The organism is Pseudomonas sp. 2024-210 (genome assembly GCF_045062345.1).
Lineage (GTDB): Bacteria > Pseudomonadota > Gammaproteobacteria > Pseudomonadales > Pseudomonadaceae > Aquipseudomonas.
The window spans coordinates 15,698-34,233 of the sequence record NZ_JBJGEJ010000011.1 but is presented as its reverse complement, the minus strand read 5'-3'; the positions used below and the strand labels follow the sequence as shown (position 1 = coordinate 34,233).

At 56.5% G+C, this 18,536-nt stretch carries 17 protein-coding genes; 3 read left to right on the top strand and 14 right to left on the bottom strand.

Features of this window, described 5'->3' with window-relative positions; genetic code table 11:
- Positions 1 to 89: 89 nt before the first annotated feature.
- The 8 genes from ACI7MX_RS15855 to ACI7MX_RS15820 form a co-directional block, all read right to left on the bottom strand.
- Positions 90 to 1,103 (bottom strand): class I SAM-dependent rRNA methyltransferase, encoded by a 1,014-nt coding sequence (locus ACI7MX_RS15855; protein ID WP_405590111.1) that lies wholly within the window; start codon positions 1,101 to 1,103, stop codon positions 90 to 92.
- A gap of 108 nt (positions 1,104 to 1,211) precedes the next feature.
- The gene (locus tag ACI7MX_RS15850; protein ID WP_314491986.1) at positions 1,212 to 2,393 is read right to left on the bottom strand and encodes an acetyl-CoA C-acetyltransferase; all 1,182 of its coding nucleotides are present in this window, start codon (positions 2,391 to 2,393) and stop codon (positions 1,212 to 1,214) included.
- Positions 2,394 to 2,473: 80 nt separating this feature from the next.
- Positions 2,474 to 3,343, bottom strand: a complete 870-nt coding sequence (locus tag ACI7MX_RS15845) for an oxygenase MpaB family protein (protein ID WP_314491983.1) — start codon at positions 3,341 to 3,343, stop codon at positions 2,474 to 2,476.
- Positions 3,344 to 3,396: 53 nt separating this feature from the next.
- A complete protein-coding gene (pgi, locus tag ACI7MX_RS15840) occupies positions 3,397 to 5,061 on the bottom strand; it encodes a glucose-6-phosphate isomerase (RefSeq protein ID WP_314491980.1) in 1,665 nt (554 codons plus the stop codon).
- Between the two features lie 259 nt (positions 5,062 to 5,320).
- Positions 5,321 to 6,181 (bottom strand): pantoate--beta-alanine ligase, encoded by an 861-nt coding sequence (gene panC / locus ACI7MX_RS15835; protein ID WP_314491976.1) that lies wholly within the window; start codon positions 6,179 to 6,181, stop codon positions 5,321 to 5,323.
- A complete protein-coding gene (gene panB, locus ACI7MX_RS15830; protein WP_405590105.1) occupies positions 6,178 to 6,978 on the bottom strand; it encodes a 3-methyl-2-oxobutanoate hydroxymethyltransferase in 801 nt (266 codons plus the stop codon). The genes panC and panB overlap by 4 nt, the downstream gene beginning before the upstream one ends.
- Before the next feature lie 206 nt (positions 6,979 to 7,184).
- Positions 7,185 to 7,685, bottom strand: a complete 501-nt coding sequence (gene folK / locus ACI7MX_RS15825; protein ID WP_405590102.1) for a 2-amino-4-hydroxy-6-hydroxymethyldihydropteridine diphosphokinase — start codon at positions 7,683 to 7,685, stop codon at positions 7,185 to 7,187.
- A gap of 3 nt (positions 7,686 to 7,688) precedes the next feature.
- Complete coding sequence (locus tag ACI7MX_RS15820; RefSeq protein ID WP_314491998.1) at positions 7,689 to 9,083, bottom strand: polynucleotide adenylyltransferase PcnB; 1,395 nt, start codon at positions 9,081 to 9,083, stop codon at positions 7,689 to 7,691.
- 165 nt (positions 9,084 to 9,248) lie between these two features.
- Here ACI7MX_RS15820 and ACI7MX_RS15815 point away from each other — a divergent pair, with 165 nt between their 5' ends.
- On the top strand, positions 9,249 to 9,446 hold the full coding sequence (locus tag ACI7MX_RS15815; RefSeq protein ID WP_405590099.1) for a hypothetical protein: 198 nt from the start codon (positions 9,249 to 9,251) through the stop codon (positions 9,444 to 9,446).
- A gap of 379 nt (positions 9,447 to 9,825) precedes the next feature.
- On the opposite strand, the gene ACI7MX_RS15810 is transcribed toward ACI7MX_RS15815, so the two are convergent.
- From ACI7MX_RS15810 to dksA, 5 genes are all read right to left on the bottom strand, one after another.
- Positions 9,826 to 11,259 carry a sigma-54-dependent transcriptional regulator gene (locus tag ACI7MX_RS15810; RefSeq protein WP_405590096.1) on the bottom strand — a complete coding sequence of 478 codons (1,434 nt, stop codon included), beginning with the start codon at positions 11,257 to 11,259 and terminating at the stop codon, positions 9,826 to 9,828.
- Positions 11,260 to 11,281: 22 nt separating this feature from the next.
- A complete protein-coding gene (locus ACI7MX_RS15805; protein WP_405590093.1) occupies positions 11,282 to 14,236 on the bottom strand; it encodes a sensor histidine kinase in 2,955 nt (984 codons plus the stop codon).
- Positions 14,220 to 14,396, bottom strand: a complete 177-nt coding sequence (locus ACI7MX_RS15800) for a hypothetical protein (protein ID WP_003176118.1) — start codon at positions 14,394 to 14,396, stop codon at positions 14,220 to 14,222. Before ACI7MX_RS15800 ends, ACI7MX_RS15805 begins: the two co-directional genes overlap by 17 nt.
- A 76-nt stretch (positions 14,397 to 14,472) precedes the next feature.
- Entirely contained in the window at positions 14,473 to 15,369 is an 897-nt protein-coding gene (gluQRS, locus tag ACI7MX_RS15795) for a tRNA glutamyl-Q(34) synthetase GluQRS (RefSeq protein ID WP_405590088.1), read from the bottom strand.
- Positions 15,370 to 15,542: 173 nt separating this feature from the next.
- Positions 15,543 to 15,983, bottom strand: coding sequence for an RNA polymerase-binding protein DksA (gene dksA, locus ACI7MX_RS15790; RefSeq protein WP_122783687.1), 441 nt, complete (start codon positions 15,981 to 15,983; stop codon positions 15,543 to 15,545).
- A 323-nt stretch (positions 15,984 to 16,306) separates the two neighbouring features.
- On the opposite strand from dksA, the gene ACI7MX_RS15785 reads away from it, so the two are divergent.
- Positions 16,307 to 17,479 (top strand): pyridoxal phosphate-dependent aminotransferase, encoded by a 1,173-nt coding sequence (locus ACI7MX_RS15785; protein ID WP_405590085.1) that lies wholly within the window; start codon positions 16,307 to 16,309, stop codon positions 17,477 to 17,479.
- Positions 17,479 to 18,186 carry a DNA/RNA nuclease SfsA gene (gene sfsA / locus ACI7MX_RS15780; RefSeq protein ID WP_405590082.1) on the top strand — a complete coding sequence of 236 codons (708 nt, stop codon included), beginning with the start codon at positions 17,479 to 17,481 and terminating at the stop codon, positions 18,184 to 18,186. Before ACI7MX_RS15785 ends, sfsA begins: the two co-directional genes overlap by 1 nt.
- On the opposite strand, the gene ACI7MX_RS15775 is transcribed toward sfsA, so the two are convergent.
- On the bottom strand, positions 18,169 to 18,507 hold the full coding sequence (locus ACI7MX_RS15775; protein WP_314490531.1) for a Rieske (2Fe-2S) protein: 339 nt from the start codon (positions 18,505 to 18,507) through the stop codon (positions 18,169 to 18,171). The two genes, sfsA and ACI7MX_RS15775, sit on opposite strands and share 18 nt — an antisense overlap.
- Positions 18,508 to 18,536: the final 29 nt, after the last annotated feature.

The window sequence follows — 18,536 nt, the reverse complement described above, 5'->3', positions numbered from 1 at the left end:
GTCAGAGTGCCTTTGAGTATGGCACGCGTTTCTGGTTCCGAGACGGATGCCATGTGATCTGCAGGATTTGTCCGGGTTATGGGTAAGGTTTAGAACTGCAGAATCAGCGTTTTCAATGGCGGTTGATGATCCATCGACGGAAAGTCCGCCGCAGGGCTGAGTACCTGCCAATCACGAACCGGGCGACCGGCTTTCTCGGCGCAGCGCAGCACTTGTTCACGCCAATCGTCCATGCTGACTTTAGCCAGATTGTTGCAGCAGATAAGCACGCCATCAGCGGCCGTGGTCAACACCGCAGGTTTGAGCAGGCTTTGATAGTCGCGTAATAGATCAACGGTGCCGAAGGCGCTCTTTGCCCACGCGGGTGGGTCGAGCAACACAAGATCATATTCGCGTTGTTCAAGTCGAGGATAGGCGGGGAGTTTGTGGCGGCGCTGTACGATGGGCAATCCGGCCAGTTGGCGGATGGCGGCAAAGTAATCGGACTGCACGAACTTCATTTTCTTCAATTCAGGGTTCAACAATCCGTTTTCACGGCCCACGGCCAAATTGCCCTCGGCGAAGTCGAGGTTGCACACTTCACTGGCACCTCCGGCCGCGGCACTCAGGCCAAACCCACAGGTGTAGGCGAACAGGTTCAGTACGCTTTTGCCAGCGCTGTGTTGTTTGACCCAGCCGCGTGCGTTGCGCAGGTCAAGGAACAGCAGAGGGTCTTGACCTGCATGGCGGCCGCGGACGCGGTAGTTAAGGCCCCATTCATGACCCACCATGTCTTGGAGTGCCGCCTCATCGGCGCGATAGACCGTGTCCTCACGGTCAATGCGCGAGTTGCCTTGGGAGCGATCGTTGTACACCAGCAACAATTCGAGCCCCAGATGACGATTGATCGCGTCATGCAACTGCAATAAGTCATCGCGTTCAAGGCGTTGATGAAAGCTTTGCACCAGCAGTTGCGGGCCGTATCGGTCGATCGTCAGGCCCCCGGCGCCTTCCTGACTGCCGTGGAACAGGCGATAACAATCGGTGCCTTGGGCATGCAATTCGGCCAGCAGATCGTGACGATTATCGAGGGCGGCGCGCAGCGCCTGATTCAAGGAAGACATGCGATGCGCCTTGGGGATAGATAAGGCGCGGCAGTTTAACAGAACAGCGTCTCAACGGGCTTTTGTCGTCGCTGACGCAGGCTGCGCCAGCGACCACAAAGTGTTTATTTAATCGCGCTCAATGGCCATGGCTACACCTTGCCCGCCGCCGATGCATAAGGTGGCCAGCCCTTTTTTGGCATCACGCTTGATCATTTCGTGGATCAGGGTGACCAGGATACGACACCCTGACGCCCCAATCGGGTGACCAATAGCAATGGCCCCGCCATTGACGTTGACCTTGTTGGCGTCCCAGTTCAGTTCTTTGCCCACCGACAGAGCTTGAGCGGCGAACGCTTCGTTGGCTTCGATCAGGTCAAGCTGTTCAAGGCTCCAGCCCGCCTTGGCCAGGCATCGTCGAGTGGCGTCTACAGGGCCGATGCCCATGATGGCCGGGTCGACTCCAGCGTTGGCGTAAGCAGCGACTTTGGCCAGCACCGGCAAGCCCAGAGCTTTAGCTTTGGTCGCACTCATCAACAGCACGGCAGCCGCACCATCGTTGAGCGAGGAAGCGTTGCCAGCGGTAACCGAGCCGTCTTTTTTGAAGGCCGGTTTTAACTTGGCCAGCGATTCAGTCGTGGTGCCTGCGCGTGGCTGCTCATCGGTGGCGAACGACACAGGTTCGCCTTTGCGTTGAGGAATCAAAATCGGGGTGATTTCATCGACAAAACGGCCGGTTTCGATGGCCTCAATGGCTTTTTGTTGGGACTGGGCGGCAAATGCATCCTGCTCCTGGCGGCTGATGCCGAACTTATCCACAAGGTTTTCAGCGGTGATTCCCATGTGATAGTCATTGAATGCATCCCACAGTCCGTCGCTGATCATGGTGTCGACGATTTGACTGTGACCCATGCGCAGGCCCGTGCGGGCACCGGGGACGATGTAGTTAGACAGGCTCATGTTTTCCTGGCCGCCCGCAATGATGACGTCGGCATCGCCACAACGAATGGCTTGTGCCGCGAGGTGCAAGGCTTTCAAGCCCGAGCCGCAGACTTTGTTCAGGGTCATTGCCGGGACGGCGAAAGGGAGGCCAGCCTTGATTGCCGCCTGACGCGCAGGGTTTTGCCCGGCACCGGCGGTGAGTACTTGGCCCATGATCACTTCATCGACCTGAGCGCCATCCAGCCCGGTCTGCTCCAGTAACTGACGAATGACGGCGGCTCCCAGCTCGACAGCAGAAACATGGGCCAGCGAACCCTGGAAGCTGCCGACGGCGGTGCGGGTGGCGGCAACTATGACGACGTCTTGCATTGCGCGAATCCTCATTTTTATGGGTGTGCAGTACTCGGAATCAGGCGGGTATGGTGGCATAAATTGACGACGCTCGGGTTTTAGTCAAGCCCCATCCGCCGCCGTGCTCGCTGCACCGAACCATTACGCACGGCCCAGCGCAGTATCGGCGCGGTGCTTTTAACACCGGCCCGTACCAGCGTGCGAGTGAGCGGGCGCTGATACAGCCCTAATTGATGACTGGCCCAATCCGGGAGCAGATCAATCCCGGCTTGCATCATCAGTGCGCCAAACGGTTTGGCTAAAAGGCTGGGGGAGGGAGCATTGAGCAGCAGGCGAATCACTTCATTGCTGCGCTCGTCGCACAGCAATTGTGGACGGATATCGTTGAGGTATTCCGCTATTTGCTGGCGGGAGCGTGGCACGTCAGTAGCACCCAGACGCTCAGCGACCAGCGCGATTTCGTCGTAATAGCGGTCTTGATCGGCACTGGATAAATGCGGATTGCGATACCGCAGATGAGCGGCGAGGAAGTTGCTGACTTCCGCCACATGCACCCATGTCAGTAAGTGCGGATCGCTGGCGGCATAGGGGCTGCCATCAAGGCCCGTACCGGTGACTTGCAGGTGAATGGTACGTACTTTTTCAATCAGCCAGTCGGCATCCCGGGTAGAGCCAAACGTTGTACCTGAAATGAACTGTCCTGTGCGGCGCAGCCGGCCCAGCATGTCCTGACGAAAATTGGAGTGGTCCCATACCCCGGCCAGCGCCAGCGGGTGCAAGGCTTGCAGCATTAAGGCGCTAATGCCGCCAATCAGCATGCTGGTGAAGTCACCGTGCACTTGCCAACTGATGGAGTCCGGGCCAAACAGGCCGGGGTCGCCTTTGGGATTTTCAAGGTCGAGCTGTCCGAGCGAAAGGCCGGTCAGGCTCATGATTTGGCGTTCGATGGGGCGGCGGATGAGTTCCATGGAGCCTCGGTTGTGCCAGCCAATCCCGGGGGCCGAGACTGGCTGGCTATCAATCAACCGCGGTGACGACCGCGGAAGTAGTTGATCAGACCTTGGGTCGATGCATCGTCGGCAGGTTCTTCCAGGCTGCCGGTGAGGCGGTTGTAGACGCCTTTGCCGAGTTCCTTGCCCAGCTCCACGCCCCACTGGTCGAAGGCGTTTATGCCCCAGATGACGCTCTGAACGAAAACTTTGTGTTCGTACAGGGCCACCAAGGCACCCAGACGACGCGGGCTGATCCGTTCAACCACAAGTGTGTTGCTCGGGCGATTGCCCGGGATCACTTTGTGCGGTGCGAGTTTTTGAATGTCTTCTTCAAGCATGCCTTTATCGCGCAATTCAGCTTCGGCTTCTTCGCGGGTTTTACCCAGCATCAGCGCCTGACTTTGCGACAGGCAGTTGGCATACAGCCATTGATGATGGTCGGACACCGGGTTGAAGCTGACGATCGGCACGATAAAGTCGGCCGGGATCAGTTGTGTGCCTTGATGCAGTAACTGGTGATACGCATGTTGGCCATTGCAACCCACGCCGCCCCAGATCACCGGGCCTGTGTCGGTCGACACCGGGGTGCCGTCCTGACGGACGCTCTTGCCGTTGGATTCCATGTCCAACTGCTGCAGGTGCTTGGTGATGTTACGCAGATAGTGATCGTACGGCAGGATGGCGTGGCTTTGTGCACCCCAGAAATTGCCATACCAAACGCCGAGCAAGGCCATCAATACCGGCATGTTTTGCTCGAACGGAGCGTTCTGGAAGTGCTGGTCCATGCTGTAGGCGCCGGACAACAGCTCTTTGAAGTTGGACATGCCGATGGCCAGAGCAATTGGCAAACCAATCGCTGACCACAGCGAATAGCGACCGCCGACCCAGTCCCACATCGGGAAAATGTTTTCTTCTCGAATACCAAAGGCTACCGCCGCCGCATTGTTGCTCGATACGGCGATAAAGTGGCGATGCAGTTCGGCTTCTGAGCCACCCTGTGCCAAGTACCAGGCGCGGGCGGCCTGTGCGTTTTTCAATGTTTCGAGGGTATTGAACGACTTCGACGAAACGATAAACAGGGTCGTTTCGGCGCGCAGTTTTGCAGTCAGTTCATGAAACTCACTGCCGTCGATGTTTGCCAGATAGTGGCAGCGCACGCCTTTTTGAGCGTAGGACAGCAGAGCTTCAGACACCAGTTCGGGACCCAGGAATGAGCCGCCGATGCCGATGTTAACGATGTCAGTGATAGGTTTTTCGGTGTAGCCGCGCCACAGGCCATCGTGAATTCGCCCGACCAGCTCGGTCATCTGGTTCAGGACTTTGTGCACCTGGGGCATGATGTTAACGCCGTTCACCGACAGTTTATCGGCTACAGGGCGGCGCAGTGCCGTGTGCAAGGCCGGGCGACCTTCGGAGGCGTTAACGATATCGCCTTCAAACAACGATTTGATCGCCCCTTTAAGATCAACCTCGTTCGCCAGATCAACCAGCAAGTCGCGGGTTTCATCGGTGATCAGGTTTTTCGAATAATCCAGAAACAACCCGCAGCTGCTCAGCGTGAAGTCTTCAAAACGCTTCGGATTACTGTTAAACGCATCGCGCATGCTGAAATGCTGCATGTCGGCACGGTGGAGTTTTAACGCTTGCCAGGCGGGCAGAGCGGTAACGTCATGAGGAGTGCGGTAGTACGCCATCGCTGCGAATATCCTTTTTGCTTGAACTGCCTTTGGACACTGAAACTCCCGAAACCTTCACACATGGGCGAGGTTTCGGTCAGTCTATTTCTACGCTTGATTACAAGCCGGGCCACAACAGTAAACCTAGTACCACCTTATGTCTCGGTTTTGTCTGACGCTTAGCTGTAACTTTTGTCACCGCAGTGTCACCCCAGGTGAAACGTTTCAGTGATTCGCTGTAGAGGCTTTTATGTGGGCCTCGGGCCCACATTGGGTATTAAAGCCCGCTGTCGAGATTCAAATGGACATTATCGATCAAGCGAGTGTTTCCCAGGAACGCGGCGACCAGAATCACCACGTCACGATCCGAGGCTTGTGCTGGAAGCAGGGTTAGAGCGTGGCGGACTTCCAGGTAGTCAGGGCGAAAGCCGAGCGCTTGAATCTGCTCCAGATGCTGGTTGATCAGCGCGCAATAGCGACGCTCGCCTGCGGTAATGGCTTGGCTCATTGCCTTTAAGTGTTGATGCAACGCAGGTGCGATAGCGCGTTGCTCTTCGCTCAAATAGCCATTGCGAGACGAGAGGGCCAGACCATCCTCGGCGCGTACCGTGGGTTCGCTGATGATCTGCACGGGCATATTCAGCTCCTGGACCATGGCGCGAATAACTGCCAGTTGCTGGTAGTCCTTTTGCCCGAAGATGGCCAGATCGGGCTGAACCATATTGAACAGCTTGTTGACGACGGTAGTCACACCGTCGAAATGCCCAGGGCGACGGCTGCCGCACAGCTCATTGCTAAGTTGGGCGGCGGTCACGCGGGTCAGTCCGGTCATGCCGTTGGGGTACATTTCCTCAACGGTGGGCGCAAACAGCAAATGGCAGCCCGCTTGCAGGAGTTTTTCCTGATCAGCGGCCAAGGTGCGTGGATAGGTGTCCAGGTCTTCGTTAGCGCCAAATTGCAGCGGGTTAACAAATATACTCGCTACCACGAAATCAGCCTGTTGCGCGGCCGTGGTCACCAAGGCGGCATGGCCGCTGTGCAGGTTGCCCATGGTGGGCACCAGGGCGATTTGCTTGCCTTCGCGGCGTGCACGCGCGACAGCCGCGCGCAATTCGCGAACGGTTTTAACAGTGTTCATGCAGAGAATCCGTGTTCAGTGCCGGGGAAGGTGATCGCTTTGACCTCGGTCACGTAGGCGTTAAGTGCTGATTGAATATCGGGTTGACCCGCCATGAAGTTTTTCACGAACTTGGGTACGCGCCCTGTGAGGGACAAACCGAGCATGTCGTGCAGCACCAGAACCTGACCGTCGGTGTCGCTTCCAGCGCCAATACCGATCACCGGGATCTTGACTGCATGGGTGATTTCTTTTGCCAGCTCGCTCGGAACGCATTCAAGCAGCAGCATGGCTGCGCCTGCCTGTTCCAAGGCAATGGCATCGGATCGCATCTGGCGGGCTTGGGCTTCGTTACGGCCTTGCACTTTATAACCGCCCAGTACATTGACGGTTTGCGGAGTCAGGCCCATGTGCGCGCAGACAGGGATGCCGCGCTCGGTCAGCAAGCGAATGGACTCTGAAAGCCAGACCGCGCCCTCGACCTTGACCATGTGGGCCCCGGCTTGCATCAGCTGTGCGCTGTTGTTCAGGGTTTGCTCCAGCGTGGCATTCGCCATAAATGGCAGGTCGGCAAGAATCAATGCGTCCTGGTTGCCGCGTTTGACGCAGGCCACGTGGTACGCCATTTCTGCGGTGGTAACTGGCAGTGTGCTGTCATGCCCTTGCAGAACCATGCCCAAGGAGTCGCCTACCAGTAGCACTTCCACACCGGCTTGATTACAAGCGTGCGAAAAGGTGGCGTCATAGCACGTCAGCATGGTGATTTTTTCACCTTTTTGCTTAAGGCTTTGCAGGGTGGTGAGGGTGATAGCCGGCATGAAAAAGGATCCTCGTCAGGCAGTGTGACAATCACTGCGAGTCACGCGTGTGATTCATCGTTTAAGCAGGAGCACCACTTCTAAGGGGTGTTTGTAACGCCTGCTTTTCACATTGCGCCGTTCATTGGACGGCAGCGGGATGCCTATAGTCGTGACGAGCACACTGGAAGTCAATTACGGGTGTTACCGGGGCAGTGTTACCGGCGTTATTGATTCGATTCAGCCTGGGAGCCCAGACGTTCCAGCCCGACAAATGGGCATTCGCTCAAGAGCTGAAACAGGGGGCGACCATCGGCCAGAATCAGCGACTCGGGGGCTACTTCAGCCAGTGGATAGAGTACGAAAGGCCGTGCTTGCATATGGTAGTGCGGCACCTTGAGGCGGGGTTCGTTTATCAGTCGATCCCCGAACAGCAGAATATCGAGATCCAGTGTGCGAGGTCCCCAGCGCTCATGTCGTTCGCGGCCCTGACCCAGCTCGATGGCTTGCAGGGCATCCAGCAGCTGCAAGGGCGCCAGTGCCGTATCAAGCGCTGCTACGGCGTTGGTATAGCGGGGTTGGCCCGCGAGTAACGAGTCACTCTGATAGAACGCAGATACACCCACCAGGCGCGAGTCGGGCAACTGTGCCAGCGCTTCGACAGCGCTGCGTAATTGCTCAGCCGGGTCAGCCAGATTGCTGCCCATTCCAATGTAAGTGCGTTCCATCTTTTACTCGTCTGCCGCTGCGCTGCGTTTACGCTTGTTTGCCCCAGTACGGCGGCGTTTGCGGGGGGCAGGGCCGGCCCCTTCGTCTTTGGCATTGCTCAGGTCGCGAATCATTTCGCGGCGTCCGCTCTCGTTCGCATCCTGGTAGTCAGTCCACCATTCACCCAAGCCGTTAGTTTGCTCTCCTGCGCTCTCACGCAGCAGCAGGAAATCATAACCGGCCCGGAAACGCGGGTTGTCGAGGAGCATATCGGCGCGTTTGCCACTGCGCCGTGGCAACCGTTCCTGCATGTCCCAGATCTCGCGGATGGGCAGGGTGAAGCGTTTGGGAATGGCGATGCGCTGGCATTGTTCGCTGATCAGCTCGTGAGCGGCTTCTTGCATGGCAGGAATAGGCGGCATGCCTTGGTCTTGCAGGCGTAGAACGCGAGCTGGCAGGGCAGGCCACAGCAGTGCGGCAAACAGGAATGCCGGGGTAACAGGTTTACCCTGTTTGATCCGCAGGTCGGTATTACGCAAGGCTTCGCTGATCAAGGTATGGGTGTACGTCGGGTTGTTCTCCAGAGCTTCGGCGCTTGCCGGGAACAAAGGATCGAACAACTCAAGGTCAACCAGCATTTCAAAGGTGTCAGAAGCGTTACCTGAGAGGAACAGCTTGAGGACTTCTTCGAACAAGCGTGCGGAAGGAATCTCACGCAGCATAGGTGCCAATTCGCGAATCGGCGCAGCCGTGTGCTTTTCGATGCCGAAATTGAGCTTGGCGGCAAAGCGCACGGCTCGCAACATACGAACCGGGTCTTCCTGGTAACGCTGCTGCGGATCGCCAATCAGGCGTAGCAAGTGATTGCGAATGTCGTGTACGCCGTTGGCGTAATCGAGAATGCGCTCACTGACCGGGTCGTAGTAGAGGGCATTGATCGTGAAGTCACGACGTTGGGCGTCTTCTTCCAAAGTGCCGTAAACGTTGTCGCGCAAAATGCGCCCGCTTTCGTTACGCGAGGATTGATTGCTGTCTTCCTCTTCGTCGTTTTGCGGATGATTGGCGCGGAATGTCGCGACCTCAATGATTTCGCGACCAAAGTGGATATGGACCAGTTTGAAGCGGCGGCCAATGATTCGCGCGTTGCGAAACTCGGCGCGCACTTGCTCAGGCGTTGCACTGGTGGCGACGTCGAAGTCTTTTGGCGTGATATTGAGCAGCATGTCGCGTACGCAGCCGCCGACCAGATAGGCCTGATAGCCGGCGTTTTGCAGGCGTTCAACAATATTGACCGCGTACCGGCTGAACTGGGCGCGTTGCAGCGAATGCTGGCTGCTATTGAGCACTTCAGGGGTGCTGCGCAGTTGTTGCGTGCGACGCTTGGGAGTACGGAGTGACTGGAACAGCTTCTTCAGCATGGGATGCACTGTTTGAAGGAATGTTCGGCCAAAACGAGGAATGACCGCATGATGGGCGGGGATTCTAGCATTTAGTCAGGGGATGGTGTAGGAAGCTGAGTCGGTCTTGTGACCGAAGCGGCAGGCGGCCAGTAGAAACACCTGCAAGAGGTGCGAACTAGACAGGTGGAAGATTTTTCTAAATCTCAGCAAGCACAAGGGGAGCCGAAGCTCCCCCAGAAATTATTGCGTGCTCTATTTTTATTATTGATTGCGGGCTTTTTGTTTTTGTTAAGTGCCCTGGTGACACAGATTTTGCCTGTGTCACCCTCCCAATCGGGAGATAAGAGCAAACGGATTGCTTTGGTCGCTGTGTTGCTGTGATCAATGATCCAACCAGTTCAGGTTCTGCTTTAAGTGCAGTTTTTGTTCTTCTCTGTCTGGCTGTGGGGCAAGCCCCAATAACAACGCCTCTCCAAAACAATCAGTTAGCTGCGCCTCCGCCGTGTTGTTCTTGTTATGCGTGAGCCGATACGTCTTATTTTTATTGTGTGCTGCTGTGATTCTTATTGTTCTTGTACGAATACATATAGCAGGGGGCGTGCCAACTTTTGCGCGGGTCAGCAAAATAAGGGGTTTTCTGAGGTTTTGCCTTTTTTCGGGCTAAAAAAAGCCGGAGCTTCGTTACCGTAAGCCCCGGCTTTTGTTACGTCTTTGAGGTGCGGTAACAGTTTCTTCACACCTCTGTGTGTTACCTGGCGCGTTACCCTTCGGTGGTAACCCCAGTTTTTCGACGCGGAATACCCAGACGCTGACGGCGCTCCCACAGACATTTGCGGCTAACACCCAGCTTGCGTGCCAGTTCGGTCTCGGTCATGTGGTCCTGATGCTCAAGCACAAAGTGCTGGAAGTAGTCTTCAAGAGAGAGGTCTTCGGCTGGATCAAGGCTGGTGTTACCGCTACTGATGCTGTGTTGCGGACCCAAACCGACGAAGTCATCGTCTTTCAGATCACCCATTTCAATGTCGATACCCAGCAAGTCGGCTGAGATTTCCGGGTTTTCACACAAAATAACGGCGCGCTCGACGGCGTTCTCGAGTTCTCGAACGTTACCGGGCCATGAGTAATGGCTAATGGCACGCTCGGCATCCGGGGCGAATTTCAGGTCGGTACGGCCTACTCGCGCGCTTTGGCGTGCCAAGAAGGCGTGGGCAATTTCATTAACGTCTGAGCCGCGTTCGCGCAAGGGCGGGAGCTTGAGGGCGATAACGTGCAATCGGTAGTACAAGTCTTCGCGAAACTGACCCACTTTGGCCAGGCTCTTGAGGTCACGGTGAGTAGCAGCGATCAGGCGTACATCCACTTTTTGGGATTGCACCGATCCTACGCGACGAATTTCACCTTCTTGCAGCACCCGCAGCAAGCGCGCTTGGGCCTCAATAGGCAATTCGCCAATTTCGTCGAGGAACAATGTTCCGCCATCGGCTGCTTCAACGAGGCCGGCACGACCTGCGCTGGCGCCGGTAAATGCGCCTTTCTCGTGGCCAAACAATTCTGATTCGATCAGTGACTCGGGGATTGCCGCGCAGTTAACCGAAATCATCGGCGCTTTTGCGCGTCGCGACAGGTTGTGCAATGCGCGGGCTACCAACTCTTTACCGGTACCCGACTCCCCTTGAATCAGGACGTTGGAGTCAGTTGGCGCCACTTTGCGTATTTTGTTGTACATGTCCAGCATTGGCGGGCAGGAGCCGATGATGCCGATCTCGCTGTTACTGTTATCGACCGTATTTTTGTCTGTGCTATCGGCCTTGGCAGGGCGCTCGACGGATGTGCTTTGGGCGCTTTGGCGATCTCGCAGGATACGTGCCACGGCTTGCAGCATTTCGTCGTGGTCGAACGGCTTGGCAATGTAGTCCACTGCGCCCATTTTCATGGAGTCCACGGCAGAGCGCAGACTGGCATAGCTGGTCATGATCAGCACTGGCTTGCCTTGGCCCAGTTTGATCAGTTCAGTTCCGGGGGCACCGGGCAATCGCAGATCGCTGACAATCAAGTCGAACGAGGGAATACTGAAACGCTCTTGCGCTTCCTGTACCGAGCCCGCTTCGCTGACCTGGTATTGGTTGCGCTCCAGTAAGCGGCGCAGTGCGGAGCGGATGATGGTTTCATCTTCGACGATCAAAATATGCGGCATTGATTCAGTTCTCTCGACGGTCTCAGTTCACAGCGGACGTCGCTTCGACATGACGCGGCAGGGTGACCCGAATACGGGTCCCGCGTTGGCTTTGAATGTCAGCCGGGCTGTCGATGGTGATTTGTCCATAATGCTCTTCAACGATGGAATAGACCAGTGCAAGGCCCAGACCGGTGCCTTCGCCGGGGTCCTTGGTGGTGAAAAAAGGCTCGAATAATCGGTCCATGATGTTCTTCGGAATGCCTGTTCCTTCGTCTTCCACGATCAGATCAATGGTGTGCTCGCCAGCTTCACTTTTGACCCGCACAGCACTGCCGGCAGGCGAGGCGTCACGGGCGTTCGACAGCAGGTTGATCAACACTTGCGCTAATCGCTGAGGATCGCCCTCGACCCAGTGGTCGGGGTCGCACAGGTTATAGAACTGCACTTCAAAATTGCGCCGGTTCAACGCCAGCAAGCCAATCGCATCCTGGGCTACTTCAGCCAGACAGACGGGCTCGTCATTGTGCTGGTGGCTGCCGGCGTGGGCGAAGCTCATCAAGGACTGCACAATGCGAGAGATGCGCTTGGTCTGTTCAAGTATCTGGCTGCTGATTTCTGTCAGCTCTTCGTCATCTTCGCGCTCTTCACGCAGGTTTTGCGCCAGGCAGGCGATGCCGGTCACCGGGTTGCCGATTTCATGCGCCACCCCCGCCGCCAGTCGTCCGATACTGGCCAGTCGCTCGGAGTGCACCAGTTTGTCTTCGAGCATTTGAGTCTCGGTCAGGTCTTCAACCAGTAACACCAAGCCGCTGTTGCCCGGTGCCAACGGCTCGTCAATGGCTGCCTTGTGCAGGTTCAGCCAGCGGGTTTGACCGTCGAGAGCCAAGTGTTGTTTGTGCAAGTGCTCATCGGGCAAGTCGATAAACCCTTGCAGCAGTTCACGCCACGGATTGCCCAGCGTGCTCATGCGCGAACCCACCACTCGCTGTGCGGGGATGCCAGTCAGTTCCTCCATGGCTTTATTCCACATCAGGATCTCCTGGTCTTTGGCCAGTGAGCACACACCCATCGGCAACTCTTGCAGGGTTTGGCGGTGGTAGCGGCGCAGGGCGTCCAGTTCTGCCGCCAGTCCGGTCAGGCGAGAGTGGTAGTCTTCAAGCCGGCTTTCGATGAAGTGAATATCTTCGGTCACGTAGCTTTCGCCGCTCGATTTGTAGGGCAAGAAGGTTTCGACCATGTCCTGAGCAACGCTGGGGCCCATCAACCCCGAAAGGTTGGCCTCAATACGATCGCGCAGGCGGCGCAAGGCGTACGGACGACGCTCGTCGAAGGGCAGAAACAGGTCGCGCAAGGCTTGTTCGACTTCTTTTTGCGCTGCTTTTGCCCCCAGAGGTTTGGCAAGTTGAGTGGCAAACTCTTGTGGCGATGCGGCGTGCAATTCGCGTCGTTGCGGGCGACGAACGTTATCCACCGCGCAGGCTTCGGCGGCGCTGGCTTCTTCGGGGCTGGCATTGGTAAACAGAGATATCAGCGTGAACATCAGTACGTTTGCAGCGAGTGAGGCGATGGCTGCCATGTGCCAGCTGGTATCGTCCAGCACGTAGATCATGTTCAGCCACGGGATGTAAAAGCCCTGAAAATTGCCGATCAACGGGAACAGCATGCTGGCCATCCACACCAGAATGCCGGCCAGCAACCCGGCGATAAAGCCGCGTCGATTCGCCGTTGGCCAGTACAGGACTGACAGAACGCCCGGCAGAAATTGCAAGGTGGCGACAAACGCGACAATGCCGAGGTTGGCCAGATCCTGCTCTGCGCCCATCAGGAGGTAAAAGCCGTAGCCGGCCATAATGATGGCCACGATCAGCGCACGTCGGGTCCATTTCAGCCAGCGGTAGATATTGCCTTCGGCGGGTGGCTGGTAGAGCGGCAAGACCAGATGATTCAATGCCATGCCTGACAGTGCCAGCGTGGTCACGATAATCAACCCGCTGGAAGCTGACAGCCCACCGACATAAGCGAGTAATGCCAACGGCTTGCTGTTGGCGGCAATACCCACACCCAAGGTGAAGTACTCGGGATTGGTGGTGGCGCCCAGTTTGAGACCGGCCCATAGAATCAGCGGCACGGCGAGGCTCATTAGCAGCAGGAACAGCGGCAAGCCCCAGCTGGCGCTGACAAGCCCGCGCGGGTTGAGGTTTTCAGTGAACGTCATGTGATACATGTGCGGCATCACGATGGCGGATGCAAAAAACACCAACAGCAGGGTACGCCACGGCCCTTCTTGTAATGGGGTATGCAGAGCGGCGAGGGCAGTCTGGTTTTGCAGTAACCATACCTCGAGCTGTTGCGGGCCATCGAAGACCCCATATAAGGCGTAGAGGCCAACGCCACCGATTGCGATGAGTTTGATCACTGACTCAAAGGCGATGGCAAACACCAACCCTTCATGCTTTTCCCGAGTGGCAATGTGCCTTGAACCGAAGAAAATCGTGAACAGAGTGATCAATGCGCAAAAGCTGAGGGCTACGCGGTGTTGCACTGGCTCGCGTGTGAGGATGCTGATGGAGTCGGCGACGGCCTGAATTTGCAAGGCCAGCAGTGGCAGGACGCCAATCAACATGAAAATCGTGGTCAGTGCCCCGGCCCAGGTGCTGCGAAAGCGGAACGCAAAAAGGTCGGCGAGTGATGAAAGTTGATAGGTGCGGGTGATTTTTAGAATGGGGTACAGGAGCACGGGCGCCAGAAGAAATGCCCCGGAGACTCCGAGGTAGCTGGAGAGGAAGCCGTAGCCGTATTCGTAAGCCAGCCCCACCGTACCGTAAAAAGCCCAGGCGCTGGCGTACACCCCCAAAGACAACGTGTAAGTCAGCGGGTGGCGAATGATTGATCGCGGGATCATGCCGCGCTCACTGATCCAGGCTACGCCAAAGAGAACCGTCAGGTAGGCGGCGCTGATGAGAATCATCTGGGTGAGGCTAAAGCTCATCGGCATCTTTTTGGCTCTGCAAAATAAAGGTCACTACGATCAGAATCAGCCAAAGCAGATAAGGCCTGTACCAAGCGCCCGTCGCATCGATCCACCAATCCATGATGGCGGGTGAAAACAAGTAGATCCCTACAACCAGCAACAGGACCAATCTATAGATATACATCCTGCCCTCTCTTTTACTGGCCGCATGCTCGAAACGTGCGGCGATGGTAACGGATGGCTGTCACCTTCAACAGGGTTCAGCGTAACTGCGCTTCGGCCAACGTGAGCGTGCGTGGGATCAGCTCGGCATTCCAGTGCTGGATCCCCCATTTAAGAATTTCACGCGGGCTGGCGTGCTCAAGGCCCTCGTCAGGCTTCTGGCCCAATGCACGCAGGGCACGCAACAGCAGTGGTGTGGCTTGATCGGTCGTCAGAGGTGGCGAACGGTAAGATTTTCCAAGCTTGTGGCCATCCGGTTGCACGATCAATGGCACGTGCAGGTAGCGCGGCTGTGACAGCCCCAGTAGCTCCTGCATGTAGAGCTGGCGTGGGGTGGAGTCCAGCAAGTCAGCGCCGCGCACGATATCAGTCACGCCCTGCCAGGCATCGTCGAGTACCACCGCCAACTGGTAGGCATAAAGACCGTCACGGCGACGAATCACAAAATCGCTCACCTCGCGACCCAGGTGCTGGCGGAATTCCCCTTGAACCCTGTCCTTAAACGCGTACTGCAGTTCAGGCACACGTAAACGAATGGCGGCGTTCTCGATTGAGTTGCCGGCATTTCGGCAAAAACCGGGATAGATACCTTTATAGCCCTCAAGTTGTTTGCGCGAACAGGTGCAGGCATAGGCCAGCCCCTGGCTAAACAACCGATCGAGCACTTGGGCATACGCCTCGTGGCGGTCGCTTTGACGTACCAGCTCACCGTCCCACTCGAAGCCATACCGCTCCAATGCATCGAGGATGGCGGCTTGAGCGCCGGGCATTTCCCGCGGGGGGTCGAGATCTTCCATTCGCAGCAACCAGCGGCCACCCACCGAGCGGGCATCAAGGTAAGAGGCGAGGGCTGCAACCAATGAACCAAAGTGCAAATGGCCACTGGGCGTAGGGGCAAAGCGCCCGGTGTAAGCAGGGGTTGAACAAGCCGTCATGGCAAAGATCCTGTAGCCGCTGCCGAAGGCTGCGATGGGGGGCGGCAGCAGTCCCGTTAGTGTGAGGAACCTTCAGTCCTTATTGCAGCCAGTGCAGCAGCTACCCGGCCGTAGGACTTAATTTCAGAAACAAAAATGGGGCGTTCGCACGCCCCATTTGGTCAAACCGGCGATTACTTGCCGACTTGTTTTTCCTTGATTTCAGCCAAGGTTTTGCAGTCTACGCACATGTCGGCGGTAGGGCGGGCCTCAAGTCGACGAATGCCGATTTCGACGCCGCAGGATTCACACCAGCCGTATTCTTCGTCTTCGATCAATTGCAGCGTCTTGTCGATTTTCTTGATCAGCTTGCGCTCGCGATCGCGGGCACGCAGTTCCAGGCTGAATTCCTCCTCCTGGCTAGCGCGGTCGGCCGGGTCAGGAAAATTTGCCGCTTCGTCTTTCATGTGATCAACGGTGCGGTCAACTTCCTGCATCAAGTCCTGTTTCCACTTTTGCAGAATCTTGGTGAAGTGCTTGCGCATGCGCTCGCCCATGTACTCTTCACCCTTCGTTTCAACGTACGGTTCGAAGCCGCTGAGTTGACTATTCTGTTGCTTAGCTTGTGTGGGCATGAAATGGACCGCCTCTCATTCTTCTAATCCATTGCGCAGGATTGCAACATCACCGACACCTGCCGGCCCTGCGGCTGCAAGCGGGCGAACTTACCAGATCAAATCGGGCCGCGCTACTCCCTGTTGTCTGGCCTGCCGCCGGTGGTTGTGTCTGGAGCCTGTGATGCTTGAGATTAGTGGCTGAATAAATAATTTTAGTCGAGCTGTGACCAATGCTTGCGCCGTTTGGTTCTACTCATGTGCAGTGTAAGACTCTAATTCACTCTCTCTTGTGACAGTGCTTGGGTAGAATCCGGCTTTTGCTTACCCACAAAGGCAGGCTTATGGCTCAGTCTTACAGTGCGCGCAGTCGCGCGATCGAACCGTTCCATGTCATGGCGTTGTTGGCCCGCGCCAATGAATTGCAAGCGGCGGGACACGATGTGATTCACCTCGAAATAGGCGAGCCGGACTTCACTACGGCTGAGCCCATCATCGCTGCCGGCCAAGCCGCTTTGGCGGCAGGCAAAACGCGCTATACAGCCGCTCGTGGCCTGCCAGAGCTACGTGAAGCCATTTCGGGTTTTTATCACCAGCGTTATGGTTTGAACATCGATGCTTCGCGAATTCTGATCACCCCGGGTGGCTCCGGGGCCCTACTTTTAGCCAGCAGCTTACTGGTCGATCCGGGAAAGCATTGGCTACTTGCTGACCCCGGCTACCCATGTAACAGGCATTTCTTACGTCTTGTGGAGGGGGCCGCTCAGCTTGTTCCTGTAGGGCCCGATGTGCGTTATCAACTCACGGCTGATCTGGTTGAGCGTTATTGGGATCAGGACAGTGTTGGGGCATTGGTCGCATCACCGGCCAACCCCACCGGCACCCTTTTGACGCGAGATGAGCTTGCGTCGTTGTCCGCTGCTATCAAGGCGCGTAACGGGCACTTGGTGGTGGATGAGATCTATCACGGCCTGACGTACGGTTGCGACGCTGCAAGCGTGCTTGAGGTGGATGACAGCGCTTTTGTACTCAACAGTTTCTCTAAGTATTTTGGTATGACCGGCTGGAGGCTAGGCTGGCTAGTCGCGCCACCTGAGGCAGTTGCCGATCTGGAAAAACTGGCACAAAACCTCTACATCAGCGCGCCAAGCATGGCGCAATACGCGGCGCTAGCCTGCTTTGAGCCGCAGACGTTGGCCATTTTGGAAGCGCGCCGGGCCGAGTTCGGTCGTCGTCGCGACTTTTTGCTACCGGCGTTGCGCGAGTTGGGTTTTGGCATTGCGGTAGAGCCGGAGGGTGCCTTTTATCTGTATGCCGATATCAGCGCGTTTGGTGGCGATGCCTTCGCCTTTTGCCGGCATTTTCTTGAAACAGAGCACGTAGCCATTACGCCGGGACTGGATTTTGGGCGCTATCAATCCGGCCATCACGTACGTTTTGCCTATACGCAAAATCTGGATCGTCTTCAGGAGGCTGTGGACCGGATAGCCCGCGGCTTGAAAAGCTGGAGGGGCTGATGCACTTTTCTCCGGGTTTGGAAGAGGGTCGCTTGATTAAACGTTATAAGCGTTTTTTGGCGGATATCGAGACAGTTAGTGGCGAGTTGATGACTATTCACTGCCCTAATACGGGCTCGATGCTCAATTGTATGGTCGAAGGGGGACAGGTCTGGTTCAGCCGCTCTAATGATCCGAAACGTAAACTCCCTGGTACGTGGGAAATCAGCGAAACACCGCAAGGAAGGCTCGCTTGCGTCAACACCGGGCGTGCCAATCGTTTGATTGAGGAGGCGTTGCTAGCAGGTGTTATCACCGAACTTAAGGGGTTTACGGCACTTAAGCGCGAAGTTGCTTATGGGCAAGAAAATAGCAGGATTGATTTCCGGCTGGAGTATCCGCAGGGGTTTGCCTATGTCGAGGTGAAAAGCGTGACGCTAGGGTTCGATGACACGCGTATAGCCGCATTCCCGGATGCCGTGACGCTACGCGGCGCCAAGCACTTGCGGGAACTGGCCAGCCTGGCCCTGCAGGGTGTGCGAGCGGTGCAGTTGTACTGCGTCAATCTAACCGGGATCGACGCCGTGCGCCCGGCCGAAGAAATCGACCCTGGCTACGCAGCTGCTTTGCGAGAGGCTATTGCCTCTGGCGTTGAGGTGTTGGCGTACGGGGTCAGCTTGTCGCCGGATGCAATTGTGGTTGATCGCCGCTTAGACGTCTTCCTCTGACACAGGGGGTGTGATCCAGATCCCTCTTGTATCTTCTCGACATTGAAGGGCTGTCAGGGACTGTCCGGCACAAGGTCCGGCAACGCACTCGCCGCTTTCAATCAAAAATAATGCGGCATGAGTCGCGCATTGGATCAAGCTGGCGCTGGGGTCGAGAAACTGATCCGGTTGCCACTCCAGTGGAACACCGCGATGCGGGCAGCGATTTTTGTAAACGTACACCTGACCTTCGCGCCGCACTGCCAACATACGCACGCCATTGTGTTCGAAACCTCGGGCAGTGCCTTCAAGCAGTGCCTCTGACAGGCATAAAAAAATCATTGAAGTCCCATGTGAATTTACCCGTGGCT